Here is a 26,195-nt window from a genome sequence, read left to right on the forward strand (position 1 = left end):
AATTCCGGCCTGGACGCCCGGCCGTCGAATGCTACCTGCAACGCCTGGCCGCGCCCCAATGCAGGCAGCGATATTTCCTTGAGTCGATTCACCAACCTGACGTTCACCTTGCCGCTCGAGCTGCTCCAGGCGCCGAACGACGACTCGCGCTGGTTCGTCGTTCAGCAGAACGGCATCGTCAGGCAGTTCACCGGAACCAATCCGTCGAGCGCCAGCACCTATATCGATCTCAGCGCGATCACCTCGCGCGTCCTCGACGGCGGCGAGATGGGCTTGCTGGGCATGGCGTTCCATCCCAATTACCCGACCGACAATCGCGTCTTCCTGTCATTCACGACCGGCGATCCGCTCACGTCGCGGGTCTCCTCCTTCACCAGCACCGATGGCGGCGCGACGCTGAACCCTGCCACCGAAACCGTGCTGTTGACCATCAATCAGCCGGAGGACAATCACAACGGCGGCCACATCGCCTTCGGCCCGGATGGATATTTGTATATAGGCATGGGCGATGGCGGCGGTGGCGGCGACCCGTGGGGCGATCGCGGTAATGGTCAGCGTCTCACCACGATGCTCGGCAAGATGCTGCGAATCGATGTGAACACCGCCACGCCGTACGCGATTCCGCCCACGAATCCGTTCGCAGGCAATGAGCGCTGTCCTGCCGCCGGCCGTGCGAGCGGCAATTGTCCGGAAATCTTTGCCTGGGGCCTGCGCAATCCCTGGCGCTATGCCTTCGATCCAGCCAATGGCGATCTGTGGGTGGCGGACGTCGGCCAGGGCTTGTTCGAAGAAGTGGATCTGGTGACGATCGGCGGCAACTACGGCTGGCGCTGCCGCGAGGGGGCGCATGATTACAACACCGCTGGAACGCCTGGCTGCAGTTCCGCCCCGCTCATCGATCCAGTGGCCGAATACGATCACACGCTCGGCGGCTCCATCACCGGCGGCTTTGTTTATCGCGGTTCGCAGAACACCGCGCTGGTCGGCAAGTTCTTGTTCGCCGACTTCGAGTCGGGCCGTATCTGGGCATGGATCGCCGAGAACGCCTCGCAACCGCGCCAGCCGACCCAGTTGCTCGACTCCAATCTGAATATTTCTTCGTTCGGTCAGGGCAACGACGGCGAACTGTACGTCGTGCATTACAACGAGACCGGCTCGTTGCATCGGATCAACTTCCAGAGCACCGGCGTCATCGACACCGCGCCCCGGCTGTTGAGCAACACCGGCTGTGTCAGCAACGCCGATCCCAAGCAACCGGCCACTGGCCTCATTCCGTATGCGATCAATGCGCCCTTCTGGTCCGATGGCGCGGACAAGGATCGCTGGATGGCGTTGCCCAACAATCAGGGCATCTCGGTGCAGACCGACGGCGACTGGCAGTTTCCGAATGGCACGGTGCTGGTGAAGAACTTCCGCATCGGCACGCGCCTGGTCGAAACTCGACTGTTCATGCGCCATCCGGACGGCGTGTGGGGCGGGTTCAGTTACGAATGGAACGCGGCGCAGACGGACGCGACGCTGCTGGAAGGCGGCGCGGTGCGCGACTTGGGCGGCGGTCGCAGTTGGATTTTCCCGAGCGAAGGTCAGTGCCTCGAATGTCACACTGAAGCGGCGGGCCGCGCGCTCGGACTCGAGACGGCGCAGCTCAATCGTTCCTTCACTTATCCGCAAACCAATCGCACGGCGAACGAGCTCACGACGCTCAATCATATCGGCCTGCTGTCGCCAGCCATCACCGATGCGGCCTCACAACCCGCGCTGCCTGATCCGCAAGGGAGCAGCGGCACGGTCGCCGAACGCGCTCGCGCTTATCTGCACACCAACTGCTCGCAATGTCATCGCCCGGGCGGGCTGGCGCCGACCAATCTGGACCTGCGCTATACGACGAGCCTCATTGGCACCAATGCCTGCAATGCTTTGCCTCAGAACGGCGACCTGGGGCTCGGGTCGAACGCGAGGCTGATCGCGACGGGCAGTTCGGCGAGTTCGCTGGTGGTGAATCGGATGAACCGACGCGACTCGGCGGCGATGCCGCCGTTAGCGTCCAACACCGTGGACACTGCCGGCGTGGCATTGGTCTCGCAATGGATCGACAGCCTGTCCGCGTGCCAATGACCGGAGTTATTTAGCCGGGCCGCGCTTCTCTTCGAAATGCACGACTGGCTTGCCGCTGGTCACGGCCATGTCGCCTTCGATGATGGCGCCTTTGGCGACGGCGATGGTGCGCGCTCTGAGTGAGCCCTTGATGCGTGCCGTCGCGCGCAGTTCCAGTTTCTCGCCAATCGTTACGGAGCCTTCGACGTCACCGGCGATCACCGCGTTGCCAGCGCGAATCTCGCCTTCCCAACGACCGCCCTCGGACAAGGTCAGCGCGCCCTGCACGTCGCCATCGCCGACCACCGTGCCGCCGACCACCAGGTCGCTGGCGCATTCCAGATCGCCAGTGAAGCGCGACCCCGAGCCGATGAAGGTCGGACTGCTGGACACACGATCGGCAAGACGGCGGCGGGGCGTATCGGCCATGAACATCTCCAAGCGAAGCGAGCGCGGATTATGGTCGGATTGCAGGTTGAGGGTCGACACACTGAGGTGCTCGGACGATGTCAGTCCGTGACGGAAGTCACCGAAGCGGTCGGAAGGTGACATTTCGTGTCAGGCTCAAATGTGTCACCCGCTTCAGCGGAATGTCATACGAACTTTCGTAAGTCGCTGATTTCGTGAACGCTGCCCGCTCGGATCGCTCGCCGGCAGTTCACCATAAAATTTTTACAGGTAGTGGCACGCCGGTTGCACTAACGAGCTGGCATTTATGCGCTGAACCTCCAAGCAAGCTCGATACCGAGCCCTTGAGTTCGTATTCGCGCCGCCACGCGTTCTTCCCCGCTGGCGGCGTTTTTTTCGCGCACTCCCCGCGCCAGCGAACCCGACCCGGGCTCGTTATGATGCTGGCTTAATCAGGAGTGCGCATGATCACTCGATCCCGATTGTCTCGAATGATGCTGTGGGGCTTGGCGTTGCTCGCGCCGGCGACGTTCGCGCAAGTGCCCGGCGCGAAGGAAGTCCGCGCGACCACACTGGCCAACGGCATGCAGATCCTCGTCTGGCCGGACCGCGACATCCCCAATGTCGCGCTCTACAACTGGGTGCGCGTCGGCAGCCGCAACGAAGTACCCGGCATTACCGGCCTGGCGCACTTCTTCGAGCACATGATGTTCAACGGCACCAGCAAGCGGGCGCCGGGCGAGTTCGATCAGGTGCTCGAAGCCAACGGTGCGCGCAACAACGCGTTCACCAGCGACGACGTTACCGTCTACCAGGACTGGTTCCCGCGCTCGGCGCTCGAGACCGTGTTCGAGCTAGAAGCCGATCGCCTGCGGAATCTGTCCTTCGATCCGAAGGTCGTGGAAAGCGAGCGCAACGTAGTGCATTCCGAGCGCCGCCTGCGCGTCGACGACAGTCATCAGGGCCGGCTGCAGGAACAAGTTCAGGCCACGGCGTTCGTCGCTCATCCCTACGGCATTCCGACCATCGGCTGGCCCTCCGACATCCTGTCGTGGAGCATCGACGATCTGAAAACGTTTTTCGCGACCTACTACGCGCCCAACAACTGCACGCTGATCCTGGTGGGCGACGTCGATCCCGACCAGGTGATCGCGCTGGCGAAAAAATATCTCGAGCCCATTCCCTCGCACGAGCCGCCGAAACTGGTAAAGACCGTCGAGCCCGAACAACTCGGCGAGCGACGCGTCGCCGTCAACGCCGAGGCGCAGACGCCGCTGGTGCAATTCGCCTATCACGGCATTTCGGGCTCGGATCCACGCCGTCCCGCATTGGATTTGCTGACGCGCGTGCTCACCGATGGCGATGCATCGAGACTGCATCGTTCGCTGGTCGAAGAGCAGAAGCTCACCATCTCGGCCGACAGCTATTTCACCGCCGGCTTCGATCCCGGACTGATCTGGTTCTTCCTTTCGCTGCCGGCGGACGGCGACGCGGCCAAGGCCGAAGCCGCGTTCACGCAACAGATCGAACGCGTGATCAAAGACGGCGTGACCAAGGAGGAACTGGCCCGTGCGCGCAGTCAGGCACTCGCCGATTTCTGGCGCGGCCTCGCGACCATCGACGGCAAAGCCCAGGCGCTCGGCACGTTTGCCGTCCTCCAGGGCGGCCACGAAAAGCTCTTCGACGCGCCCCGCGCTTATGAAGCCGTGACACAAGCCGATCTGCAGAAGGTGGCCGCCGAGTTGCTGCGTCAAACGAATCGCACCGTAGGCGTGTTGAGCTCGCCGCCGCCAGCCGATGAGTTGCAGACGAAGACGGGGGGTGCGGAATGAACGCGTTACGTCGGTTCATCGTCGTTACCGCGAGTATCTGCTCGCTGAGCGTAACGTCGGCATTCGCAGCCAACGCCGTCAAAACGCCGGACTTCGAAACAGTGAAACTCCCCAACGGCGCAACGTTGCTGTTGATGGAGCGGCACGACGTGCCGCTGATTTCCTTCAATGCCGTGATTCGCGGTGGTGCGCTGACCGATCCGGAAAATCGCTTGGGCACGGCCAACCTGCTCGCCGGGCTGCTGGAAAAAGGCGCGGGTTCACGCGACGCCAATGCGTTCGCGGAAACGGTCGCTTCCGTCGGCGGCTCGATCGAAACCGGCACTGCCACCGAAAGCATTTCGGTGGCCGGTTCGTTCCTGGCGCGCGACCAGAAACTGATGGTCGAGTTGCTTGCCGACGTGCTGCAGCGGCCTCGGTTGGAACAAGCGCAGTTCGAAGCTTTGCGCGGTCGTTATATCGAGTTCATCCGTGCCGCGAAGGATTCGGATCGCTCGTCACTCACGCCCATCTATGGCGCGGCCACTCTGTTCGGCTCGCATCCGTATGGCCGGCCCGTGGGCGGCAGCGAAGCCAGTCTCGCCGCGATCACCCATTCGGACGTGCAGAAGTACTACCAGGACAATGTGGGCGCCGATCGCGTGATCATCGCGGTCGCCGGCGATTTCAAAACCTCGCAACTGAAATCGTCGTTGTCACGCGCGTTCTCGGGCTGGCGCAAAGCGGGTCAGCCGATGCCGAGCGTGCCGAAGCAGCCCGACATCACGGGGCGGCGCGTGCTGCTGGTCGATGCGCCCGACGCCGTTCAGTCCTACTTCTGGGCTGGAGATGTGAGTGTCGCCAGGAAAGATCCGCGGCGCGCTTCGCTCGACATCGTGAACACTTTGTTTGGCGGCCGCTTCACCTCGATGCTCAACACCGAGCTGCGGATTCGCAGCGGCTTGAGCTACGGCGCGAGCTCGCGCTTCGACCGCATGGCCGAAGGTGGCAGCTGGGAATTCGCCTCGTTCACACGCACCGAAAAAACCATCGAAGCCATCGACCTGGCGTTCGCCACGCTCGATAAGCTGCATGAGGGCGCCATCGCCGATCCGCAACTCGAATCCGCGAAGAGCTATGTCCTCGGCCAGTATCCGCTCGGCCTCGAAACGGCCTCGCAGTGGGCTTATCAGCTGGCCACGCTGGAGTTCTACGGGCTGGATCGAAGCTACATCGACAACTATGGCGACGCCCTGAGAGCCGTGACTCTCGCGGACGCCAAGCGCATCGTGAGCGAAGTGATTCCGCCCAGCCAGCAATCGGTGCTGGTCGTGATCGGCAAGGCGGACGCGATTCGAGACGACCTGCGCAAGTACGGCCCGCTGACGGAAGTGAAACTGGCGGATCCGGAGTTCCAGCCAAAATCATGAGCGGCGCAGCTCCCGAGATCCGTCTGGTCGTGTTCGACTTCGACGGCGTGATGATCGACTTCGTGCCCGAGCGGCGCTTGCAGTTCCTAGAGCAGCTCACGGGCAAACCCGCCGCGGACATCCATGCCGCCATCTGGGGCTCGGACTTCGAGATCGGCGCCGAGCAGGGCGCGTATCGCACGGGCGATGCTTATCTCGCTGCTTTCAACGAGCGCATTGGATTCCAGCTGTCTCGCGCGCAATGGATTGCCGCGCGTCGGTCTGCAATGCAGTTGCGGCCGGACATGGTCGAATATGCACGCTCACTCAGCGAGCGTGTCTCGCTCGCCCTGCTGACCAACAACGGCGCGTTGTTACATGAAGCGCTCCCCGAGCTGGTTCCTGAAGTCTGCGGAGTGTTTATCAAGAACCTGCACGCCAGCTACGAGTTCGGCGCACGCAAGCCGGACACGGAAGTGTTCACGCGTTTACTGGAACATTGCAGAGTGCCCGCGCAGCAAGCAGTATTCATCGACGACTACTACGAATTCATACAAGGCGCGATATCCGCGGGCATGCACGGCATTCATTTCCAGAACCTGCCGCAATTGCGCGCGGCGCTGGAGCCGCTGCTGAGATAATCGGCAGCCCGCGGGCCCGCTGTCGGGACTGTTTCTATATACAGCCACCCGGAGCGGGGATATGATCGATCTCCCCCAACCCATCAGCAAACACGGAAGTGAGCGACGGAAACAACGCCCGATGAGCGAATGGCCGCATTCTTCGATTCACGCCGCACTACTGCAGACGATCCGCAGGCATGCAATGAAGCAGTCCCTCTGGCGCTACACGCAGCTCGAGGTGTTGCACGATGCGCTGGCGCGGATCATCCAGCTGGAGCCGGGCGAGCTGTGTGTGGTCAGTTGTTTCATCGACGGGCAACGCTGGTACGTGATGACATCCTCGCGGGTGTTCGGCATCTACCGCGGCTCGCGCTTCGAGTTCTCGCCGCTCAAGATCCGCAAATGCACCTGGGGCGACTTCCAGCAGGAAGGCCGTCTACAGATCGACGTTGCCGAAATTCAGCTGCTCGACGGCGCCAAGGTCACCCTCGCTTACGAGGCGGGCTTCGCCGCCATTGCGCCGATTTATTACGAACGTTTCTGGCATACCAGCTATCCGGCGCTGGATCGGGTGGCCGATAAGCCGGGCCGGGACTGAGGCCGGGTTTGCGCCCCATCCGCGACCATTTGCGCATAGACGGGGTCAGGCTGAATGTTCAGCGGTCCAACAGTGTGAAGCTTGTCACATAGATAAAAGTTGGTCGCGCCAGACAGCGCCGCTGGCGCGCCGGCCGGCAACAAAAACTTCGTGCAAATCCGCTGGGAAACGCAGTTTGTGCGGCGGATGACGCCAAACGCTGACAATTTTTCCGACATGGACAAACGCCGAAAGCCGAATAGACTCCCGGCATCGTTTGCACTTTCTCGCAACGAGTTTCCCGCTAGAAATGCAGTATCGGCGCAGCGATTTCGATGTCACCAACACCGTGCAGGTGAGCTCACCTGACGCGGTCCGGCGCGCCGTGGTCGATTTGTATCGACAGAGCTGGCCGCACTACCCCCTGGATCGCGTCGATACCGCCTTCCGTGACTTCGAGCGGCTGTTCAACGGTCAGTTTCCCGGCTACTACGGCTGCGACACCGTTTATCACGATCTGCAACACTCGCTCGACGGAACATTGGCGGTGGCGCGGCTGATCGTTAGTTACGATCGCACGCACGTGGCCGACGAGCGCCTGGGTCCCGAGCGCGCCATTCTCGGCGTGGTCACCGCCCTGTTTCACGACGCCGGTTACATACGTCAGACCGACGACCAGACTCATCGCAACGGCGCCGAGTTCACGCTCAGTCACGTGAGCCGCAGCGCGCAGTTCATCGGGCGCTACCTGCCCACCATCGGCATGGCCGAATGGGTGCCGGTGGCGACCAAGATCGTGCACTTCACCGGTTACGAAGTGCAGTTCGATCAGATCCGTCTCGACGATCCGCGCGACCGCAAGCTCGGCCACCTGATCGGCACGGGCGACCTGATCGCGCAGATGTCGGATCGCTGCTACCTGGAGAAGTGCCGCGACCGGCTCTATCCGGAGTTCGTGCTCGGCGGCATCGCCATGCCGAGCGATGCGACCGGCAAGACTTCGGTGAAGTACAGCTCCGGCCTGGATGTGCTGCGGCAGACGCCGGGCTTCATCGAGGACGTGCGCCGCTCCCGCCTGGATGGCGAGTTCGCGAGCGCGTACAGCTATCTCGAATCGCTGTTCAACGGCCGCAACCCATACATGGAAGCCATCGAAGCCAACCTGAGTTATCTCAGTGAGGTGCTGCGCACCGGCCGCTGGCCCATGCTCCGGCGCGATCCGCCCTGCTTCACCTGGGAGCGCAATCCGGTGCAGAACATCCGCTCGCTGGTGATCGGCCACCTCAAGCAAGTCTGGAAGAGCGGCTAACCGTACTGCCGCCCGCTAACATGGCGGGATGACTGTCACTCCCGCAGATAGTGGATGGATCAATCTCGGCGTCGCGCTCGCCGTCGGTTTTCTCATCGGCATCGAGCGTGAGCGCAGTAAAGGCGACGGACCGCAACGCGCGGTCGCCGGTCTTCGCACCTTCACTCTGATCTCCCTCGCAGGCGCGCTTGGTCTATGGATCGGCGGCGTCTATGTATTCATCGCGACCTGCGCCATCGTCGGGCTGTTGATCGCGGTCGGCTACATGCGCACTCGTGACACCGACCCCGGTCTCACAACCGAGATTGCGATGGTGGTCACGTGCCTGTTGGGCGGACTGGCGATACGCGACCCTCGGCTCGCCGCCGCGCTGGCCGTCATCGTCACCATCCTGCTCGCCTTTCGCAGTCCTGCCCACAACTGGGTCAAGAACGTTCTGACCGACGAAGAGATGCGCGATGGTCTGCTGCTCGCGGCCGCCGCGCTCGTGATTCTGCCGCTCGCACCCACCGAACCCATCGACCCATGGGGCGTCGTGCAGCCGCGCAAGCTGTGGATGCTTGCGGTGCTCGTCATGGCGATCAACGCGCTGGGTTACGTCGCATTACGCGCGCTCGGCGCTAAAACCGGCTTGGCAGTGGCGGGCTTGCTCTCCGGCTTCGTATCGAGCACCGCCACCATCGGCGCCATGGGCGCGCGGACCAAGACCCAGCCCGAGTTACATAAAGGCGCCGTGGCCGGGGCGGCCGCGTCTTCGGTTGCGACAGTGATTCAGCTCGCCATCGTCGTGGGGCTGGTGAGCACGCCGACGTTGACGATGCTGATCCCTTCGCTGCTCGCCTCCGGCTTGGCCGCGATCGTCTACGCCGGTGTGTTCGCCCTTCGTAGTTTTCGCGAGCTGTCGGCCGCGGAGGATGCACCTAAGGGGCGACCTTTCGAGCCCAAGACGGCCATCGTTTTCGTGCTCGTGGTCGGACTCACATTGTTGATCTCGGCGCTGCTGACTCAGTGGCTAGGAGATCGAGGGCTGCTGCTCGCCGCCGGCGTCGCAGGTTTTACCGATGCCCACGCGGCGGCGATTTCGTCAGCATCGCTGGCGGCCAGCGGTCGCACTCAGGCGGAGTTCGCGGCGCTGGCGGTGCTGGTGGGATTCAGCACCAACACCGTGAGCAAGACGGTCGTCGCCTTTTCGCTAGGCAATCGACGCTACGCCTACGAGCTGACGCCCGGCCTGCTGCTGATGGCGGCCGCTGCATGGGCTGCGTGGTCGGTTCGCGCTTTCTTTGTTTAAGAGCTTCATACTCCGCGTCGCTTTACTCCAGCGAGGGGTTAGACACGCACGATGAGCGAACGGTTTGCCCGGCTGAACGCCCGGTTTCCACATAAGCGCGCTTTCATCACCGGCGCCAGCAGCGGGCTGGGCCTGGAGCTGGCGAAAGCACTGGCGGCCGACGCTTGGACGCTCGGGCTGTTCGATCGCAATCTCGAGCGACTCACCAGCGTCGAAGCCACGTTCGCGGATGCGGGCGTGAAGCTGGTCGCTTATCCGGGCGATGTCACACAGGCGGACGAGCTGACCGTCGCGGTCAATTCGTTCGCGGCCACTCACGACGGCATGGATGTGATGATCAACAACGCCGGCGTCGCCGGCGCCGGCTCGATGATGGAAGTGTCCCTGGAAGACTGGCGCTGGATCGTCGACATCAACATGATGGGCGTGGTGCACGGCTGCCGCGCGGCCATTCCTCATCTGCAACGCAATGGCAGCGGCTTGTTGATCAACGTCGCGAGCGCCGCAGCCTTCGCGTCCGCGCCGGGCATGGTCTCTTACAACGCCACCAAAGCCGCGGTGCTCTCGATCAGCGAAACTCTGGTGAACGAGCTGCGGCCGGTCGGCACGCAGGTTTCGGTGGCGATGCCGACCTTCTTCCGTTCTTCCTTGTTGGAAACATTGCGCGGCCCCGAGCAAGCACGCGCGTTCGCGCACACCATCATGCAACGCTCGGAGTATTCGGCGGAGGCCGCCGCCCACGATTTGCTGACAGAGGCCGCCGACGGGCGCACGTATATCGTGTTGCCGAAGGCGGCCCGCACGCTATGGCGCATGAAGCGCTGGATGCCGGTGCGTTTTCTCGATCGACTCCGTCAGTTCGCCCAGCATTAAGCGGGCGTGTCCACCGACAGCAAAAAGCGCGTGTAGATTTCGGGCAAGCGCGCCAGCACGTGCGGCTTGCCTTCGATGTTGCTGCCCTCCAGCACCCGCCGCAGCGTCGACAGGCTCAGCGACTCGAGCGCCGGCTGCGAGATGGGCGCGTAACTCAGATGCCACGGCTCGGGGCTCACGCCGCCGCGATCGGTCCGGTACGGCCGATAGAACCCGAAACGTCGCATATTCGCATCGAGCCACTGCGACAGACGACCGAATATTCCTTCCGCCGCGTACTCACTGGGCAACAACTCGACGGTGTAGCCCGGTGGCACGGCCGCCGCGTCGATCACATCGACATCGCTGCCCCAGTGATGGCGGCTGCCGCCGGGAATCGCGGACCAGCACAGAATGGCGTCCACCGCGGCCGAATCGGACAGCTGTTTGCGATCCAGCAGCACGCCGTCGCGATCGTAGATGGGCCGCTCGCCGATCCATTTGCGGTTCCAGATCCCGAGCTGGGCCTGGAAATCACGGAAGCTGGAGCGCGGCGTGAGATCGATGCCGGCGGCGCGCGCGGCGTCCCTCATCGCCAGGAAAGAAGCCACTGCTTCGTAGTGAAGCATGCAAAGCGGATCACTCAACTCCACCACATGAGTGCGCGCCTGTCCGGTGAGCTCGAGCTCGTTCATTACGATCTGCGTCCTAGAAAAACAATACTCAAAAGGGCTGGAAAAACACGGCAAACGCCGCCGTTTTTGACATTCTAATCGTTTGGTATGTCAAAAAAACCGACAAGTAAACTGCACTGTGTTACCGGCACGAAAAACCCGAGTATCATGCCGTTAGCAGCGTTTTCGCACCACGCGACCGGCAAGCGCGGAGTATGGGTTGAGATCCCGGGGCCTCAAAATCAGATTGCTCTCCGTCGCCATCGCGGCGGGCATCAGCATTGCGGCGACCCTGTTCCTGCTGGAATACCTCGACTATCGCAAATCCAGCGAGGTGCTGGTGAAGCAGGGCGAGCGCTCGCTGCTCACCGCCGAAGCGCAACGGCTCGACCTGCTGGCCAGCGACATGGCCGCGGCGGGCGCGCAAGCCCTGGAAACCGCCTTGAAGGAACAGGACCAGCGCACCCTCGAAAAGGTGGTCGCGTCCCTGTTGAACAATCCCTATTCGATTTCGGCGCGCGTCGTAGCGCCGGATGGCTCTGTTGTGTACGAGACCATTCGGCAGGACCAGTGGACGCAGCAGCTCACCGCCCAGGACAAACGCACCATCCGTCGCACCCTTGGCGGGGTCGAGTCGCTCGGCACCTTGGAAATCGTCGTCGGCCGGCCGGGACTGGCCGATACGGCGCACGCGCTCCGGACACAGCTCGAACGCGTTCAGCAGCGCGATTTCGAGCGGCGCATCTGGATCGTCGCCGGCGTGGGCGTGCTGATCACCGGTTTGTTGACGCTGGTGGCGTGGATGCTGGCGCAGCGTCTGGAGCGTCCCATCGTCGAGCTGATCCGCTCCGCCGAGCGCATCGGTGAAGGCGACTACACGCGGCCTCACAAGGTCACCAGCAACGACGAGATCGCCGAGCTGGAAATGGCGCTGGACCGCATGCGGCAGAACCTGCGCCAGACCACCATCACCAAGAACTATCTCACCATCGTCCTCAACAGCATGAACGACGCCGTGCTGGTGACCTCGCCGGACGGCATGGTGCGCAAGATCAACGACGCGGCGGTGCGCCTGTTCGGTTACAACGAAGAAGAAATCGCCGGCCAGCCATTCATGAACTTGATCGCGGAGAACGAGCGCGAAAACTTTTCGCTGGAAGCCGCGGGTGTCGAGACGCGCGAGACCGTCATCGCCACGCACAGTGGGCAGACGATCCCGGTGTCGCTCTCGGGCGCGCCGATCGCCGGTGACGATCCGCAGTTCCAGGGAACGATCTTCGTCGTTCGCAATATCACCGATCGCAAGCGGGCCGAGCGGCGCATCCGCTATCTGGCGCGCTACGACGCGCTGACCAAAGTGCCGAACCGCATGCAGTTCCAGCACATGCTGCAGCAGGCGATCGCACGCGCGCGGCGGAACGACCGTGGCATCGTGATGCTGTATCTGGACATGGACCGGTTCAAAGAGATCAACGACACGTTCGGTCACGCCGCCGGCGACCGCACGCTCGAAGTGCTCAGCGAACGTTTGATTCGCATCCTGCCGCGCGAAGCCGTGGTCGGCCGTCTGGCGGGCGACGAATTCGGTCTGTTCATCGAAGGCTTCGCGGATTCCGAGGACGAGCGCACGCAAGCGGCGAGTCTCGCTCGCATGGTGCTGGCGGAAGTTTGCAAAGCTTATTACGTGGATCAGCAGGAAGTGTTCCTGACGGCCAGCGTCGGCATCGCGTTCTGCCCGAAGGACGCGGAGAACGTCATCGACCTGATCCGCAACGCCGACGCAGCGATGTATCACTCGAAACAGAACGGCGGTAACAGCTTCGCGTTCTATTCGCCGGACATGAACGGCGCCGCGGTCGAACGCCTGATGCTGAAGAGCAAGCTGCGTCGCGCGCTGGAGCGCGACGAGCTGATGATGCTGTATCAGCCGAAGGTCGACCTTCGTAACGGCCACATCGTCGGCGCCGAGGCGCTGTTGCGCTGGCGGCTGCCGGGCCATGGCGACATTTCACCGTCGCAGTTCATTCCGCTGGCCGAAGAAACAAACATGATCCTGGGCATCGGCGAGTGGGTGCTGAATCGCGTCTGCGCCGACTACCGGCGCTGGCAGGAAAAGATCAAGAACCCGGGGCGCGTGTCCATCAACCTTTCGCTGAAACAGCTGCGCCAGGCGAGCTTCATCGCTCGCTGCAAATCGGTGTTCCGTCGGCACGAAGTCTCGCCGACTTGCTTCGAGCTGGAGATCACCGAGACCACATTGATGGTTGACCCGAAACGCACCATCAAATTGCTCGACGAGCTGTATGCCATGGGCCTGCACCTGTCCATCGACGACTTCGGCACCGGCTACTCGTCCCTGTCGGCCTTGCAACAGTTCCCGATCGGCACGCTGAAGATCGACCAGTCCTTCGTGCGCGACGCCGCCATCAACACCGACGACGCCACCATCGTCCGCACCATCATCGACATGGGCAAAGCCCTCGAAGTCGAAGTGGTCGCCGAAGGCGTCGAGACCGAAGAACAATTCAACTTCCTGCGCAACCGCGGCTGCCACTACGGCCAGGGCCGCCTGTTCGGCGACGCCATGTCCGCCGACGAATTCCTCTCCCTCGTCACCTCCCAGGAAAGCGGCCGCGCCAAGGTCAGCGAGCTGTTCGCGTCGTGAGACCCGTAGCCGTCTGACTGCTTTTTGCGCGCGATAACTGGGTGCCATCCTCTGCGTACGTTCCGCGCGCAGACCGCGGGGTTCCCCACGGAACACGCCGTCGTCGAGATTTGCATGATGCGTCGCGCTACTGATATTTGTATCGGGCGAATCCAAACACAGGACGTGCAAAGCCAACATGCAATGGAGGTTGTTTCAGGCAGTAGCTTGCGCTAGATTCGCAGCCCATAGCGCCCTTGGCAGTAAACGGCTCCTTTCCACAGGAACCGTCGAGCCCAAGGGTTTCTCTTTTTGGGCGGCCCGATGAACAAGGTCGCCATCCTGGTCGATCTTGGCTTTTTCCTGCCCCGCTATCGATCACTCATCGAACGCCAGGCAAGCCCCGCCCACAGCGCGAAGCGAGTCGCAGCGGCGCTGTTCGAAACAGCCGTGCGTCACGTCGACAGAGAGCACGGCGAGGTGCTCTATCGAATCTTCGTGTACGACTGCAAGCCACTCGGCAAGAAGGTCCATCATCCGGTCACCGGCAAAGCGATCGACTTCTCGCGTACACCGCTATTCAAGTTTCGAAACGAGTTGCATGGCGAGTTGGTATGCATGCGCAAGGTGGCGTTGCGCTTGGGCGAGTTGGCGAACGATTCGGAGTGGACACTTCGCCCTGAACCGTTGAAGCGGCTGCTCAGGAAAGAAATGACCATCCATGATCTCACCTCTGATGATCTGTGTTACGACGTCTCGCAAAAGGGCGTGGACATCAAGCTCGGCATCGACATCGCCTCGCTCGCATATAAAAAGCTGGTCGACAGAATCGTGCTGATGACAGGCGACTCCGATTTCGTTCCGGCTGCAAAGCTCGCCCGACGGGAGGGACTGGATGTAGTCCTGGACCCACTCTGGAATCACATCCCCAACAGCCTGCGCGAGCATATCGATGGCTTGAGATCGGTCTGGTTCAAGCGAGAAGGCAGCGACCGACATGAAATATCCAAGTCAGTTCGGTCTCGACAAAGGCGGAGGGCGCCGGGTGCGATCTGCTAGGATGCCGCCCCAGCACGGTTCACCCTCGATTCGTCCATGCTTTCCTTCTCCTCCCTCGCCCTCCGGCGCGGTACACGCCTGTTGATTTCGGATGCGTCCTTCACCGTTTATCGCGGGGAGAAGGTGGGCATCGTGGGCGCCAATGGCTGCGGTAAATCGAGCTTGCTGGCGCTGGTGCTAGGCGAATTGCAGCCTGATGCCGGCAGTGTGGAATATCCATCGCAACTCGTAGTAGCGCATGTGGCGCAGGAACTGGAGGCGACGGAGCGGCCGGCGATCGACTTCGTGATGGATGGCGATGAGGAACTGCGAGCCACGGAAGCGGCGATCGAGAAGGCTGAACAGAGCAATGCCGGCGCGAAGCTCGGCGAGCTACATGCGCGATACGCGGCGTTAGGCGGATATGACGCACGCAGCCGTGCCGGCAAATTGATGCACGGTTTGGGATTCTCGGCGGCGGAGGAGACGAGACCCGTCAGCGCATTCTCCGGCGGCTGGAGGGTGCGACTCAACGTCGCACAGGCGCTGATGTGCCGTTCCGATCTGCTGCTGCTGGACGAGCCGACCAACCACCTGGATCTCGACGCCGTGATCTGGCTGGAACAATGGCTGCGCAATTACCAGGGCACGCTGCTGATGATCGCGCACGATCGCGAGTTCCTGGATCGCACCGTCGGTCGCATCGTGCACATCGAGAACGGTGCGGCCAAGCTTTATAGCGGCAACTATTCCGCCTTCGAAGACCAGCGCGCCGCGCAGCTGGCCCAACAGCAATCGATGTACGAACGTCAGCAGCGCGAGATCAAGCACATGATGAGCTTCATCGAGCGCTTCAAGGCCAAGGCCAGCAAGGCCAAGCAGGCCCAGAGCCGCGTCAAGGCGCTGGAGCGCATGGAGCGCATCGCGCCGGCGCACGTCGACTCGCAGTTCGAGTTCACATTCCTGGCGCCGCAAAAGCTGCCGCGTCCACTGCTGGCCCTCGAGAAACAATCGGTGGGTTATGGCGAGCGCGTCGTGCTCGAAAACATCAGCATGACCATCGCGCCCGGCAGCCGGATCGCGTTGCTCGGCCGCAATGGCGCGGGTAAATCGACGATGATGAAACTGCTCGCCGGCGAGCTCGCCGCGTTCGACGGCAAGCGCACCGAAGCGCGCGATCTGAAAATCGGCTATTTCGCGCAGCATCAGCTCGAACAACTGTCCGTCGACGATTCGCCGCTCGGTCATTTGAAACGGCTAGGCGGCGAGGCCGCGGCTAAAGCGACGGAACAGGAGCTGCGCGGCTTTCTCGGCAGTTTCGGATTCAGCGGCGACCGGGTGTTCGAGCCCGTCGGTCCGTTTTCTGGCGGTGAGAAGGCGCGTTTGGTGTTGGCGTTGACCAGCTACCTGCGGCCCAATCTGTTGCTGCTCGACGAGCCGACCAACCACCTCGACCTCGAAATGCGCCAGGCGCTCGCAATGGCTCTGCAAGACTACGAAGCAGCTGTCGTGCTCGTTTCACACGATCGTCACCTGCTACGCGCGGTCGCCGACGAGCTGATCCTCGTCGACCAGGGTCGCGCTCAGCCCTTCGATGGCGACCTGGACGATTACGCTCAGTGGTTCACTAAACGTGAAGAAGCTGAAACCTCCGCGGAAGAATCCGCCCCCACTGCCCTCAGCGCCGAACAAAAGAAACAACGCAAGCGCGAAGAAGCCGAGCGTCGCAATCGCCTGAGCCCCCTCAAGGCGGACATCGCCCGCCTGGAGAAACAACTCGCCAAGCTGGAGCAGGAACGCAGCACCGTCGAAACCGCGCTCGCCGAGCCCGACATTTACAGCCCCGCCTCCAAACAAAAGCTGCAGGACCTGCTCCAGAAGCAAACCCAACTCAAACGCGACATCTCCAACATCGAAACCGAGTGGCTCGCCGCCAGCGAAAAACTCGATGCCGAAATGTCCGTGGGCGGTTGAGGGTCTCCTTTAGTCCGCACAGCGAAACCCGTTTGTATACGGCCCAATCGCGGCCTGGCTGGTCGAGCTGTTCCGGTGTGAACCTCACTTCTCGAGTTGAGCGTCGACCAGCGCGTCCGCGGCGGCAACCAAAAACTGCTGCGGACCGTTCTTGCCCAGGCATTGGGCCGACGAAAACGCGCCATCCACGAGCAGCAGCAACTGCTCCGTGAGCTCTTCCGGATTCTTCACGCCTTCGATGTTATCGACCAGCCCACGCAGACGGCGGCGCAGTTCGTACATCACTTCGTTGGCAACCAGGCGCGCGGGATGCTCGGGGTCGGAGAACGCGGCAGTGACATTCATGAACGGACAGCCCCGAAAATGTGAGCTGCTCACGTAGCGAGCAATGCCGGTGAGGTGAGCACGCAGGCGAGCGCGCGGCTCCGCGTCGCTTTGCGCAGCGGTCTTGTCCCATCCCGCCCAACGGTCCTTCTGCTCCTGCTCCAGGACGGCCACGATCAGCGCATCCTTGGACGGGAACCAGCGATAGAGACTGGTCTTGGCCACGCCCGACTCGGCGACGACCGTGTCGACGCCCACCGCACGGACGCCCTCTTTGTAAAACAAGTCCCTGGCGGTGTTCAGAATTCGATCCCGGACGCTTTCCGTGGGCGCGGCCGATCCTTCGCTGGCCGCGCGTGTTTTGCTGGTTGGACTCATACGCCCCCTTTCGTCAGTTGACAGCGCTACAGACCTGTACGTAGCATACGAACAGACAGGTCTGTATCGTCGCTATTTAGCCTCGGGCACCCGGCCAGTGCAATCGAAGCTCTCTATGCGCCGTTTCGCCTGTCGGAATCGACCTACTCCTTATCCGGAGACGGCAATGAACACTCTGCTCACCACTGGCCTGGCCCTTCTGGCCGCGACCACCGCGATTCCTGCTTCCACCGCCCTGTCCGCCGCTTGCGGCATGAAAGTGGTCCAAAGCGACACTGATTTTCCCATGCGCTCGCAGCTGCGGGGGCAGAAGGGAACGGTATTTCTCAACGTGACCCTGGACGCCAAGGGCCACGCCACCGGCGCGGAAGTGGACCGCTCCAGCGGACACCTGCTGCTCGACCTCGCCGCCAAGCGCAGCGTGCTGGAGAAGTGGCAATTCGATGTCTCTCATTGCGACCACGCCTTCCCCGCGACTCATCAGGTCGCGGTCGAGTATCGCAACGAGGAGTACCAGTAACTCGGGTGAGCGCGGATGCCTATTCAAGGCGACTTAACGTCGCCTCGAACCGCGCGAACGACGGTACACGGATGTCCCGGCTGGCTGAGGCTCCATGGACGGCTGCTTGATACGACCCCTTGTCTCCTCCCTCGCATCCCCACACTGGAGGGGGGAGATTTTTTAACCCGAAGTCAGATGATGCCGGACTTCTGCAGCTGCTCAATCTCGCTGTCAGTCAGTCCGGCATCGGCCAGCACTTCGCGCGTGTGCTGACCCAGCAGCGGCGGCGCGGACTCATAACGCAACGGCGTCCCTGACATCTTGATCGGGTTCGCCACCATCGGCACCGTGCCGGCCTGCGGGTGCGGCAGATCGATTTTCATGCCGCGACTGACGACCTGCGGATGGCCGAACACCTGCGCGAGGTTGTTGATCCCGCCCACCGGAATGCCGAGCGGCTCGAACAGCGCAATCCACTGCGCGACGGTCTTTTGCTTCAAGACCGCGGCCAGCAGCGGTATCAGCACGTCACGATTGCGCACGCGGTCGTCATTGCGGAGGAACCGCGGATCCTGATGGAACGTCTGGCCCGCGGCCTCGCATAGCTTCGCGAACTGCCCGTCGTTGCCTACGGCCACCACGAACTGCCCGTCCGAAGCGTCGAATACTTGATACGGCACGATGTTGGCGTGCGCATTGCCCATGCGCTTCGGCGCGCGCCCCCCGACCAAATAGTTCATGTTCATGTTGGCGATCATCGCGACCTGCGAATCGAGCAGCGCCATATCGATGTACTGCCCCATGCCCGTGAGCGATCGATGCACGATCGCCGCGAGAATGGCGACCGTCGAGTACATGCCGGTGGTGATATCCGCCACCGCCACACCGACCTTTTGCGGCCCGCCGCCAGGCAGTTCGTCCTTCTCGCCGGTGATACTCATCAAGCCGCCCATGGCCTGGATGATGAAGTCATAGCCCGCCACCTGGCGCATCGGTCCGGTCTGACCGAAGCCGGTGATAGAGCAATAAATCAGGCCCGGGTTCAACGTCTTGAGCTGCTCGTAACCGAGGTTGTAACGAGCGAGGTCGCCGGCCTTGTAGTTCTCGATCAGCACGTCGGCGCTGGCCGCCAGCCGCCGCGCCACTTCCTGGCCCGCCGGCTTGGAGATGTCCAGCGTCACCGACTTCTTGCCGCGATTCGCACCCAGAAAATACGCGGACTCGCGCGTGTCCTTACCGTCACGATCTTTCAAGTACGGCGGACCCCAGCTGCGCGTGTCGTCGCCGACGCCAGGCCGCTCGATCTTGATCACTTCCGCCCCAAGATCGGCGAGGATCTGCCCGCACCAGGGACCTGCGAGCACGCGGCTCATGTCCAGTACGCGGATATGCGACAGCGCGCCCGGTGAGGGCTGATTGGAACTGGAACTTTGCGGCTTCATACTGTCTTCTAAGCAAGGTCCGAGGCGTTTCGGCCGCGCAAACTAATCGCAGCCAGGGCCGCGGATCAAGGACGTTTCGCTCACCAGCAGATGTCGGTGCCGCACCATGACCTCGCGCAGTCGCTCTGGTTTGATGGTCTCGATGATTGTCGTCGGTGCTTTACTTAGCAGCGCCTCGCTCGCCCAGGAACAAGCGCCAGCCGCTCCACCGCGCAAGCCGCTGGATCTGCGCCCGCCCAACATCACGCACCTGTTTACGTCCGAGCAGCTAAATCAAATTTTAGCCGTGACCTTCATTCGTGAGGATATCGAAGAAGTGCAGGTCGAAAGCGAGCGCGACCGCAGTCCCACCGACACCCCCAACGTCTGGCCCGGAATCGCCGCGCCGTTCTGGGCGGTGATGAATCCCTCTCAGGCCTGGCGCATTTTTGCGCCATTACCGCCGGATCAGACCGATCGCCTCCAATACGTACGCGCCAACGTTACCGACGCATACGTACTGGAACCGGCCGGCGTGCCTTCGCCTCACGCGCAGTAATCGATACCGCGTCGTAGAACTCCACCAGGGTTGCGCTGGTCTCCGTCTATGAGACACTGCAGTCCATTCCCTGGTAAGGCGTGTCCATGACTTCATCGGCTTCCGCCGTTCGCGTTCAGCGCGAACGCGTGCTCACGTTCCAAGGCGGCTGTAACTTTCGCGATATCGGCGGTTATCGCACCCAACAGGGCTCCAGCACGCGCTGGGGCACAGTGTACCGAACCGGTGTGCTCACCTACTTCACCGACGACGATCACGCCCCGCTGACCAACCTTCAAGTTCGAGCCATCTGCGACCTGCGCCGCGCCGAAGAACGCGAACGAGAGCCAACGCGTTGGCCGCACGCGAACGTCAACGCTTTGTTTTGGGACGACGGCATCGTCACGCCGACCATTCGAGGTCTATCCGCGGATCGCCCACGAAATGCTCAGGGAATGTTCGATTCGATGGTCGCGTTGTATCGAGCTCTACCTGAGTGGATGGGCCCGCGCATCGGAGGCATGTTTGCCGCCATCGCGGCCGGCGATGTGCCGTTGATCGTCCACTGCGCCGCGGGCAAGGACCGCACGGGCATCGCGGTGGCGGTGTTACTGAGGTCGCTCGGTGTGCCGGAAGAAACAGTCATCGAGGACTATTTGCTCACGAACACCTCGGGCGATTTCGAAGAGTTCATCCGCTCGCGTCACCAGGCACAACTCGGCGTCACGGACATCCACAACCCGCTTCTATCGATGCCCGAAGACATGCGACGTGTGTTGTTCAGTGCCGACGCAGCGTTTCTTCACGCAGCGTTCGAAGAGATAGGCGACGTAGAAGCTTACCTGGCGAAGACGGCGGGAGTTACACCGCAAGTACAGGAGCGCGTTCGAGCGGCGCTGCTGGAATAATTCAAGGCATCACGGGCGGCTTATATTCCAGCGTCATCCCAAACGCCCACAGCAGGAACAGCACCACGGGCACGTGCACGATGAACTGCACCATCGTGAATCCAATGACGTCTCGTGCACGCAGCTTCAAGATGCCGAGCAGCGGCAGCATCCAGAACGGGTTGATGAGATTCGGCAACGCCTCCGCCGCGTTGTAAACCTGCACTGCCCAGCCCAGGTGCACCTTCAGCTCGTTCGCCGCCTGCATCACATACGGCGCTTCGATGATCCACTTGCCGCCGCCCGACGGGACGAAAAATCCCAGCACCGCCGAATAAATCCCCATCACGATGGGGAACGTCTCTCGCGTGGCCGCCTGCGCGAAGAACGTCGATAAGTGATGCGCGATGCTCTGTCCGTCGCTGCCCGTGGCGGACACTAGGATGGCCGCAATCCCGCCGTAGAACGGAAACTGGATCAGCACGCCACTCACACTGGACACACTTCTCGACACCGCATCGAGAAACACGCGAGGCCGCCAGCACAGCAGCAGGCCGAGCATCACGAACAGGAAGTTATAAGTGTTGAGATTGGAGATCGCCAGCGCCGGGCCTTTGGTCGCGAACTCCTGAATCAGCCACGCGGCCCCAAGCGCGACTATCAAAACGTTGAGCAGAGGGCTGTGCTCCAGCCACTCCCCAGGCCTCGTCGCCTCCATAGTCGGCGCAACCGGTGGTGCCTCCGCCACGATTCCCATGCGCCGCGCGGTCTGCGCATTCTCCATCCGCGGCGCAGTCAACCACGCGATCACCAAAGTCACGACGATCAGCACTGCCGTCAGCGCCATCGACTGCCACAAAAATATCGTCTCGGTGAACGGGATGACGCCCGTGATCTGCAGAAGTGCCGGCGGCATGCTCGCTGGATTGGCCTGCAATTGCGCCGCCGAGGACGACAAGCCCATCGCCCACACCGATCCCACTCCCAAGTATCCCGCCGCAGCCGCCGCGCGGTAATCCATATCGAGATCGTCCCGATGCGATAGAGCACGCACCAGCAAGCTGCCGAGAATGACGCTGAGCCCCCAATGCAGCAGCGAGAACAGCATGCTGATCGCCGCCACCCAGCACACGGCAGCGCGACCCGAGCGCGGAAAAGCAGCGAGCTTGTCGATCAAACGCGCAGCGGGCGGGGAGCTGGCGACCACGTAACCGCCGATGATGATGAAGCTCATCTGCATGGTGAACGGGATGAGGCTCCAGAAGCCGTCACCGAACGCCTTTGCCGTTTGCGTCACCGGCGAACCCAATGCGATCGCCGCGGCGGCGACGATGATCACGCCAACGACCGCGAACACATAGGCGTCGGGAATCCAGCGCTCCGACCAGGCGCAACACCGCAGGGAGAAGCGTTCCAACGCGCCGACTTGTTGGCTCATTATTGTGTGCTGTATGCCGCCCTGGTTCCCTAGCCTACCTTGATTCGAATCGCGTTGTCTGGCTGATCGAGCTTTGCGATGAGAGCCGCGCGCTCGACGCGCGCAGCGCCTTTGCGATACGGATTGGCATCGTGAGTCAGCGGCAAACTTTGCCCATTAACGCTCACCTCGCCTACGCCCCAGCCCGCGCCATCGATCTCGTAATTCACCGTGACCGGCTTGCCAAAGAATGACAACCGCACGCGCAGTCCATTCAGCGCCGCCGGAATGACCGGATCGAACGTGACATCGCGCGCCTCGATGCCGAGCCCGAGGAAGCGCCGGACGATCAGCCCCAGCCCAATCCCCGCACCGCTGGAATACACACGCCAACCGCCGTCGAGCGGCACCGTGCCCTTATTCACTCGTTCGTACTCGGCGCTGGCCTGATAGCGATCTTCGAACGCCGCATCGGAGCTGGAGTAATAACAGTTCGCCTGCCGCAGCGTCGCGCTCGGCGCCAGGCTCTGGATGCCGATGGGATTGGCCTGGCACAGAGCCCGGAAGAAACGATCGGTCTCGCCGACTCTTGCCAACGCCTGCGCGTAGCGAAGGTGGGCATGCATGTACATCAACCCGATCTCGCGGCCGAAGAACGTCGCGCTCTCGGCGCGCTGGAAGAAACGTTGCGGCCCGCCGTGATAGTTCATCGGGCGATCGAACAGCCGGATGCCGTCCGGCCCGCTCAGATGCAAGTCGATCAGACGCAGATGCTGCTGTAACTGCTCGGGGCTCAGCAGATCTTCGAGAATGGCGTGAATCATCGCCAGCGAGCTGTAACGAACGCCGGTGATGCCGTCGCGAGGATGCAGGAGATAACTCTCCTTGCTCTTCTCTTCGAACAACGCATAACCGGTGAGCACGCCATCCACCAGCAACACGTGCTGGAAGTCACGTTTCACATTCTCCGCCCAGCTCTCGAAACGCATTGCCTCTGGCTCGCGGCCGATGCTTCGCAGTGCGCGCGCCAGAGTCGTCAGCACCTGATAATGCAGCGTCACGGTCCAGGAACTGCACATGCGCTCGCGCATCGCTGGATCGGCCGGCTGTAGCGCGTCATTCCAGTCGCCATGGCCATAGGCCGCCAGCGCAGTGCCAGCGACCACTCGACGCTCGATCACCTTCAACGCGCGCTCCACGTGTTTCCAAACTGAAACGGCCGGCAAGGCGCGGCCCGCGGTGAAGAACGGCACGGGCTCGTCGAGAATGGAGCTGTCGCCCGAAGCAATCAAATATTGAGACAACGCCAGCAACGGCCAGAATACGATGTCGCCGTGAGAATCGCCGGCCCGAATGTCACGCTCGCGATCGAAGAACATGAACCATTGCGGCCAATCGCCATCAGGCGCCTGCGCCCGCATGACTCTCAACAACAGGTCGCGGATCGGCGCGAAATGGCCCAACGCCAGCAGCATCTCCACTGGTCCTTGAGTCACATCACGAGTACCCCAGCCACCGCCCGAGTACTGCTCCAGGCCACGCGGCGAGAGGTAATGCACCAGCGCGTTGTGCCTGAACCAAGGCAGGATCTCCGCGAGTCGCTGGACCTGCGTGGCATGCGAGCTCTCTGTCGGCGCTTCGATGCCGAGCAGCTCGACCAGTTGCTCGCCGTTCGACTTCGGCACATCGATGCTTTCGGTCACGAGATTGCCGCGCAGAGTCAGCGCGAACGACTTCGCCGCCGCGACGATGATGCAAACGTAGGGCTGTTGGCGAGAGCGCCCATCGCTGAAAAGCAACTCGTCGCTGCCCACCGCCTCGATCTGGGCATCGGCATGTGGCGTGATAACAAACCATCCTTGCGGAAAGCGCCGTGCGAGGTCGCTGCCCTCGGCCGGTTGAATCAGGACTTCACTGCCATCCTGCCGCCAATGCGCCTCGCCAAGCACGCTGCCGTCGTCGCCATTCAGCGCGATATGGTTCGAAACGAGCATGCGCATCGCCGCGCCCGCGAGCACGGTGATCCGCAAACTCATCTGATGCTCAGACTGCGCCTCGCTGACAACTTCGATCAGCCCACCCGTGTGCTTGTAAAGCCAGCGACACGCATTCGGTCGAATCTCGAAGGCCGAAGGCATATCGAGCAGCTGCCACTCGCCGTGCACCTCGGCAAACACACGCAGCCCGTGCGAGCGAAACAAACTCAGATAACTGTGTACCGTGGAGAACAGCCGGTTGAAGCTCACATGCCCTTGCGTGAGCATGGAATGAAACACGCCGTTCATCCACACCGTGGAGGTCAGCGCCATTTCGTCGGGCGTCACGTGCTGGCCCGAACGCAATAAATGACCATGAGGACGCAGCACCCGGGCTTCCTTGGCGCGGAGAACTACGTGGCGGTCGGCTTCATGGAAAAAAGACAGCAACGCGCCCTGCTCGTCGCGCTCTTCGTGTCGCCGCTGCGTGCTGAACAACGAACCGATTTCTTGCGCCTCCAAGTCGAGAGCCTCCAGCAATGGCGCATGACTGAACAAGGTCGCTGAATTCGCACTGTCGGCGGGCACCGGTTCTATCTGCGTGAACGCCGCCTCCGGCAGCGCCATCGTTTGATCCACAGCATCGAGATCCGCAAGCGATGTCGCGGCCGGATGATCGGCGTTGAAGCTGCCGAAAAAACCTGCGCTTACGCGCTCGCCGGGCGCGAGATGCAAAGGCTCATCCTGAATCGCGACCATCGAGTGTTCGTGTTGCAGCCGTCGTGTCGGCAGGCCCTGCAAGATGCCCGCCGGCCGCTCGCCGGCGCGAGTCGCGAGCCCATGCACTTGCATTGCATCGGTAGCAAAACCCAGCGCTTGGCGCAGCGAGCCGATGACACACCAAGGATTGCGACCGCCGGCGGAGAGATTCTGGCGAGACGCCACGACGTGGTGGTGCTTCGGATGCGACAACGGAGTGTGGTCGACGTACTGGCTGACATAGAACTCGTTCAAGCGCACGGTGCCGTACGGGGCCAGCGCCACGTCCTGCACATAGATGACATCGACCTGCTGAGCGGTGCTTGCAGAATTTTCCAGGCTCACGTGCCAGAACCAGGCCGGCGAGGCGCTGGCGAGTCGCAGCTGAACTGTGTAGCGGAGGCCGGACCATTCGCCCACTCCGATCCAGGCATCGCCTGACCGAGTGAAGCGACTCGGACTGCGCGGCCCGAGCAGTTCGATGTACTGCACCGCGTCGGCGTTCAACCGTCGTAGGTACAGATTGGCGACGCCCCCTTCCAACTCGTTGCCGATGAACAGATTGACGATGGTGTCGCCGTGATCCATGCGTCGCACGGCGCCGTTCTCCAGCACCTCGACGGTCAACCCGGCGGGACTTTCCAAGCGCGTGAGCGGTGATAGCGGCATCTGCGACTTTCCTGGCGCTTGCGGGAAGCGTTGAAATACGTGCGCGGAGTGTAGTGCATGCGCTTCCAGGCGCGGAACCGCAGCGTTACTGACGAGTTGATCCTGATACCCCGCGTCACATCCCTGAGCCGAGCGCTCTTTACATCCGCTCGAGGAGACCGCCATGAAAATCCGCGATTGCATGACTCGAGACGTTCGCATGGTCCGCCCGGACCAGAGCATCCGCGAGGCCGCTCACCTGATGGCCGAGCTCGACATCGGCGCGTTGCCCGTGCAGGACAACGACCGGCTGGTGGGAATGATCACCGATAGAGACATAGCGGTGCGCGCAGTCGCCGAAGGCCGTGGCGCCGACACGCGGATTAGCGATGTCATGACCAACGAGATCAAGTACTGCTACGAAGACCAGGACATCGATGAAGTGACGCGCAATATGGGTGAGCAGCGTCTGCGTCGGTTGCCAGTGATGAATCGCGACAAGCGGCTGGTCGGCATCCTGTCGTTGGGCGACCTGGCTCTCGACGAGGACGCGGCGGACGAAGCCGGCGAAGCGCTGTGTGGCATTTCACGCCCCGGCGGCGAGCACTCGCAATCGGCCAGCAGGCACTGAACCGACCGTA

Annotated in this window: 21 protein-coding genes; 15 read left to right on the forward strand and 6 right to left on the reverse strand. The window is 62.2% G+C overall.

The window, feature by feature from the left end; translation table 11 throughout:
- Positions 1-78 precede the first annotated feature (78 nt).
- Positions 79-2,115 carry a PQQ-dependent sugar dehydrogenase gene (locus VGD45_RS10105; protein WP_331155165.1) on the forward strand — a complete coding sequence of 679 codons (2,037 nt, stop codon included), beginning with the start codon at positions 79-81 and terminating at the stop codon, positions 2,113-2,115.
- A gap of 6 nt (positions 2,116-2,121) precedes the next feature.
- Here VGD45_RS10105 and VGD45_RS10110 read toward each other — a convergent pair whose 3' ends face one another.
- Positions 2,122-2,646, reverse strand: a complete 525-nt coding sequence (locus tag VGD45_RS10110) for a polymer-forming cytoskeletal protein (protein WP_331155166.1) — start codon at positions 2,644-2,646, stop codon at positions 2,122-2,124.
- Between the two features lie 320 nt (positions 2,647-2,966).
- On the opposite strand from VGD45_RS10110, the gene VGD45_RS10115 reads away from it, so the two are divergent.
- The 7 genes from VGD45_RS10115 (at position 2,967) to VGD45_RS10145 (ending at position 10,395) form a co-directional block, all read left to right on the forward strand.
- Positions 2,967-4,334, forward strand: coding sequence for a pitrilysin family protein (locus VGD45_RS10115; protein WP_331155167.1), 1,368 nt, complete (start codon positions 2,967-2,969; stop codon positions 4,332-4,334).
- Positions 4,331-5,743, forward strand: coding sequence for a pitrilysin family protein (locus VGD45_RS10120; protein WP_331155168.1), 1,413 nt, complete (start codon positions 4,331-4,333; stop codon positions 5,741-5,743). The genes VGD45_RS10115 and VGD45_RS10120 overlap by 4 nt, the downstream gene beginning before the upstream one ends.
- Complete coding sequence (locus VGD45_RS10125; protein ID WP_331155169.1) at positions 5,740-6,363, forward strand: HAD family phosphatase; 624 nt, start codon at positions 5,740-5,742, stop codon at positions 6,361-6,363. The genes VGD45_RS10120 and VGD45_RS10125 overlap by 4 nt, the downstream gene beginning before the upstream one ends.
- A gap of 184 nt (positions 6,364-6,547) precedes the next feature.
- Complete coding sequence (locus VGD45_RS10130; protein ID WP_331155170.1) at positions 6,548-6,943, forward strand: hypothetical protein; 396 nt, start codon at positions 6,548-6,550, stop codon at positions 6,941-6,943.
- A gap of 289 nt (positions 6,944-7,232) precedes the next feature.
- Positions 7,233-8,231, forward strand: a complete 999-nt coding sequence (locus VGD45_RS10135) for a hypothetical protein (RefSeq protein WP_331155171.1) — start codon at positions 7,233-7,235, stop codon at positions 8,229-8,231.
- A gap of 28 nt (positions 8,232-8,259) precedes the next feature.
- On the forward strand, positions 8,260-9,522 hold the full coding sequence (locus tag VGD45_RS10140) for an MgtC/SapB family protein (protein WP_331155172.1): 1,263 nt from the start codon (positions 8,260-8,262) through the stop codon (positions 9,520-9,522).
- A gap of 51 nt (positions 9,523-9,573) precedes the next feature.
- Positions 9,574-10,395: an SDR family NAD(P)-dependent oxidoreductase gene (locus tag VGD45_RS10145; RefSeq protein WP_331155173.1), complete on the forward strand. Its 822-nt coding sequence runs from the start codon at positions 9,574-9,576 to the stop codon at positions 10,393-10,395.
- Here the strand turns inward: VGD45_RS10145 and VGD45_RS10150 are convergent.
- The gene (locus tag VGD45_RS10150; RefSeq protein ID WP_331155174.1) at positions 10,392-11,069 is read right to left on the reverse strand and encodes a M15 family metallopeptidase; all 678 of its coding nucleotides are present in this window, start codon (positions 11,067-11,069) and stop codon (positions 10,392-10,394) included. The genes VGD45_RS10145 and VGD45_RS10150 overlap by 4 nt on opposite strands.
- Positions 11,070-11,268: 199 nt before the next feature.
- Here VGD45_RS10150 and VGD45_RS10155 point away from each other — a divergent pair, with 199 nt between their 5' ends.
- The 3 genes from VGD45_RS10155 (at position 11,269) to VGD45_RS10165 (ending at position 16,704) form a co-directional block, all read left to right on the forward strand.
- Positions 11,269-13,713 carry a putative bifunctional diguanylate cyclase/phosphodiesterase gene (locus tag VGD45_RS10155; protein WP_331155175.1) on the forward strand — a complete coding sequence of 815 codons (2,445 nt, stop codon included), beginning with the start codon at positions 11,269-11,271 and terminating at the stop codon, positions 13,711-13,713.
- 303 nt (positions 13,714-14,016) lie between these two features.
- Entirely contained in the window at positions 14,017-14,751 is a 735-nt protein-coding gene (locus tag VGD45_RS10160; protein ID WP_331155176.1) for an NYN domain-containing protein, read from the forward strand.
- 36 nt (positions 14,752-14,787) lie between these two features.
- A complete protein-coding gene (locus VGD45_RS10165; protein WP_331155177.1) occupies positions 14,788-16,704 on the forward strand; it encodes an ATP-binding cassette domain-containing protein in 1,917 nt (638 codons plus the stop codon).
- 84 nt (positions 16,705-16,788) lie between these two features.
- Here VGD45_RS10165 and VGD45_RS10170 read toward each other — a convergent pair whose 3' ends face one another.
- The gene (locus tag VGD45_RS10170; RefSeq protein WP_331155178.1) at positions 16,789-17,406 is read right to left on the reverse strand and encodes a TetR/AcrR family transcriptional regulator; all 618 of its coding nucleotides are present in this window, start codon (positions 17,404-17,406) and stop codon (positions 16,789-16,791) included.
- 166 nt (positions 17,407-17,572) lie between these two features.
- Between VGD45_RS10170 and VGD45_RS10175 the strand changes: the two genes are divergently transcribed.
- The gene (locus tag VGD45_RS10175) at positions 17,573-17,926 is read left to right on the forward strand and encodes an energy transducer TonB (RefSeq protein WP_331155179.1); all 354 of its coding nucleotides are present in this window, start codon (positions 17,573-17,575) and stop codon (positions 17,924-17,926) included.
- Between the two features lie 173 nt (positions 17,927-18,099).
- Here the strand turns inward: VGD45_RS10175 and VGD45_RS10180 are convergent, their stop codons facing one another.
- Positions 18,100-19,350, reverse strand: a complete 1,251-nt coding sequence (locus VGD45_RS10180) for a CaiB/BaiF CoA-transferase family protein (RefSeq protein ID WP_331155180.1) — start codon at positions 19,348-19,350, stop codon at positions 18,100-18,102.
- A 106-nt stretch (positions 19,351-19,456) separates the two neighbouring features.
- Here VGD45_RS10180 and VGD45_RS10185 point away from each other — a divergent pair, with 106 nt between their 5' ends.
- Positions 19,457-19,888: a hypothetical protein gene (locus VGD45_RS10185; protein ID WP_331155181.1), complete on the forward strand. Its 432-nt coding sequence runs from the start codon at positions 19,457-19,459 to the stop codon at positions 19,886-19,888.
- A gap of 86 nt (positions 19,889-19,974) precedes the next feature.
- Complete coding sequence (locus tag VGD45_RS10190; RefSeq protein ID WP_331155182.1) at positions 19,975-20,775, forward strand: tyrosine-protein phosphatase; 801 nt, start codon at positions 19,975-19,977, stop codon at positions 20,773-20,775.
- A gap of 1 nt (position 20,776) precedes the next feature.
- Here the strand turns inward: VGD45_RS10190 and VGD45_RS10195 are convergent, their stop codons facing one another.
- Both VGD45_RS10195 and VGD45_RS10200 read right to left on the reverse strand, forming a co-directional pair.
- Positions 20,777-22,192, reverse strand: a complete 1,416-nt coding sequence (locus tag VGD45_RS10195) for a short-chain fatty acid transporter (protein WP_331155183.1) — start codon at positions 22,190-22,192, stop codon at positions 20,777-20,779.
- Positions 22,193-22,221: 29 nt separating this feature from the next.
- The gene (locus VGD45_RS10200) at positions 22,222-25,575 is read right to left on the reverse strand and encodes a GH36-type glycosyl hydrolase domain-containing protein (protein WP_331155184.1); all 3,354 of its coding nucleotides are present in this window, start codon (positions 25,573-25,575) and stop codon (positions 22,222-22,224) included.
- Between the two features lie 163 nt (positions 25,576-25,738).
- On the opposite strand from VGD45_RS10200, the gene VGD45_RS10205 reads away from it, so the two are divergent.
- On the forward strand, positions 25,739-26,185 hold the full coding sequence (locus tag VGD45_RS10205) for a CBS domain-containing protein (RefSeq protein WP_331155185.1): 447 nt from the start codon (positions 25,739-25,741) through the stop codon (positions 26,183-26,185).
- Positions 26,186-26,195: the final 10 nt, after the last annotated feature.

Source organism: Steroidobacter sp. (assembly GCF_036402275.1).
In the GTDB taxonomy this organism is placed as follows: Bacteria; Pseudomonadota; Gammaproteobacteria; order Steroidobacterales; family Steroidobacteraceae; genus Steroidobacter.

Bases quoted from the DNA above. Each gene is read 5' to 3' on its own strand.
- VGD45_RS10195 (WP_331155183.1), bottom strand. From the start codon at position 22,192: ATGAGCCAACAAGTCGGCGCGTTGGAACGCTTCTCCCTGCGGTGTTGC.
- VGD45_RS10180 (WP_331155180.1), bottom strand. From the start codon at position 19,350: ATGAAGCCGCAAAGTTCCAGTTCCAATCAGCCCTCACCGGGCGCGCTG.
- VGD45_RS10110 (WP_331155166.1), bottom strand. From the start codon at position 2,646: ATGTCACCTTCCGACCGCTTCGGTGACTTCCGTCACGGACTGACATCG.
- VGD45_RS10135 (WP_331155171.1), top strand. From the start codon at position 7,233: ATGCAGTATCGGCGCAGCGATTTCGATGTCACCAACACCGTGCAGGTG.
- VGD45_RS10120 (WP_331155168.1), top strand. From the start codon at position 4,331: ATGAACGCGTTACGTCGGTTCATCGTCGTTACCGCGAGTATCTGCTCG.
- VGD45_RS10185 (WP_331155181.1), top strand. From the start codon at position 19,457: ATGACCTCGCGCAGTCGCTCTGGTTTGATGGTCTCGATGATTGTCGTC.
- VGD45_RS10160 (WP_331155176.1), top strand. From the start codon at position 14,017: ATGAACAAGGTCGCCATCCTGGTCGATCTTGGCTTTTTCCTGCCCCGC.
- VGD45_RS10165 (WP_331155177.1), top strand. From the start codon at position 14,788: ATGCTTTCCTTCTCCTCCCTCGCCCTCCGGCGCGGTACACGCCTGTTG.
- VGD45_RS10200 (WP_331155184.1), bottom strand. From the start codon at position 25,575: ATGCCGCTATCACCGCTCACGCGCTTGGAAAGTCCCGCCGGGTTGACC.
- VGD45_RS10130 (WP_331155170.1), top strand. From the start codon at position 6,548: ATGAAGCAGTCCCTCTGGCGCTACACGCAGCTCGAGGTGTTGCACGAT.
- VGD45_RS10150 (WP_331155174.1), bottom strand. From the start codon at position 11,069: ATGAACGAGCTCGAGCTCACCGGACAGGCGCGCACTCATGTGGTGGAG.
- VGD45_RS10205 (WP_331155185.1), top strand. From the start codon at position 25,739: ATGAAAATCCGCGATTGCATGACTCGAGACGTTCGCATGGTCCGCCCG.
- VGD45_RS10145 (WP_331155173.1), top strand. From the start codon at position 9,574: ATGAGCGAACGGTTTGCCCGGCTGAACGCCCGGTTTCCACATAAGCGC.
- VGD45_RS10115 (WP_331155167.1), top strand. From the start codon at position 2,967: ATGATCACTCGATCCCGATTGTCTCGAATGATGCTGTGGGGCTTGGCG.
- VGD45_RS10170 (WP_331155178.1), bottom strand. From the start codon at position 17,406: ATGAGTCCAACCAGCAAAACACGCGCGGCCAGCGAAGGATCGGCCGCG.
- VGD45_RS10125 (WP_331155169.1), top strand. From the start codon at position 5,740: ATGAGCGGCGCAGCTCCCGAGATCCGTCTGGTCGTGTTCGACTTCGAC.
- VGD45_RS10140 (WP_331155172.1), top strand. From the start codon at position 8,260: ATGACTGTCACTCCCGCAGATAGTGGATGGATCAATCTCGGCGTCGCG.
- VGD45_RS10190 (WP_331155182.1), top strand. From the start codon at position 19,975: ATGACTTCATCGGCTTCCGCCGTTCGCGTTCAGCGCGAACGCGTGCTC.
- VGD45_RS10175 (WP_331155179.1), top strand. From the start codon at position 17,573: ATGAACACTCTGCTCACCACTGGCCTGGCCCTTCTGGCCGCGACCACC.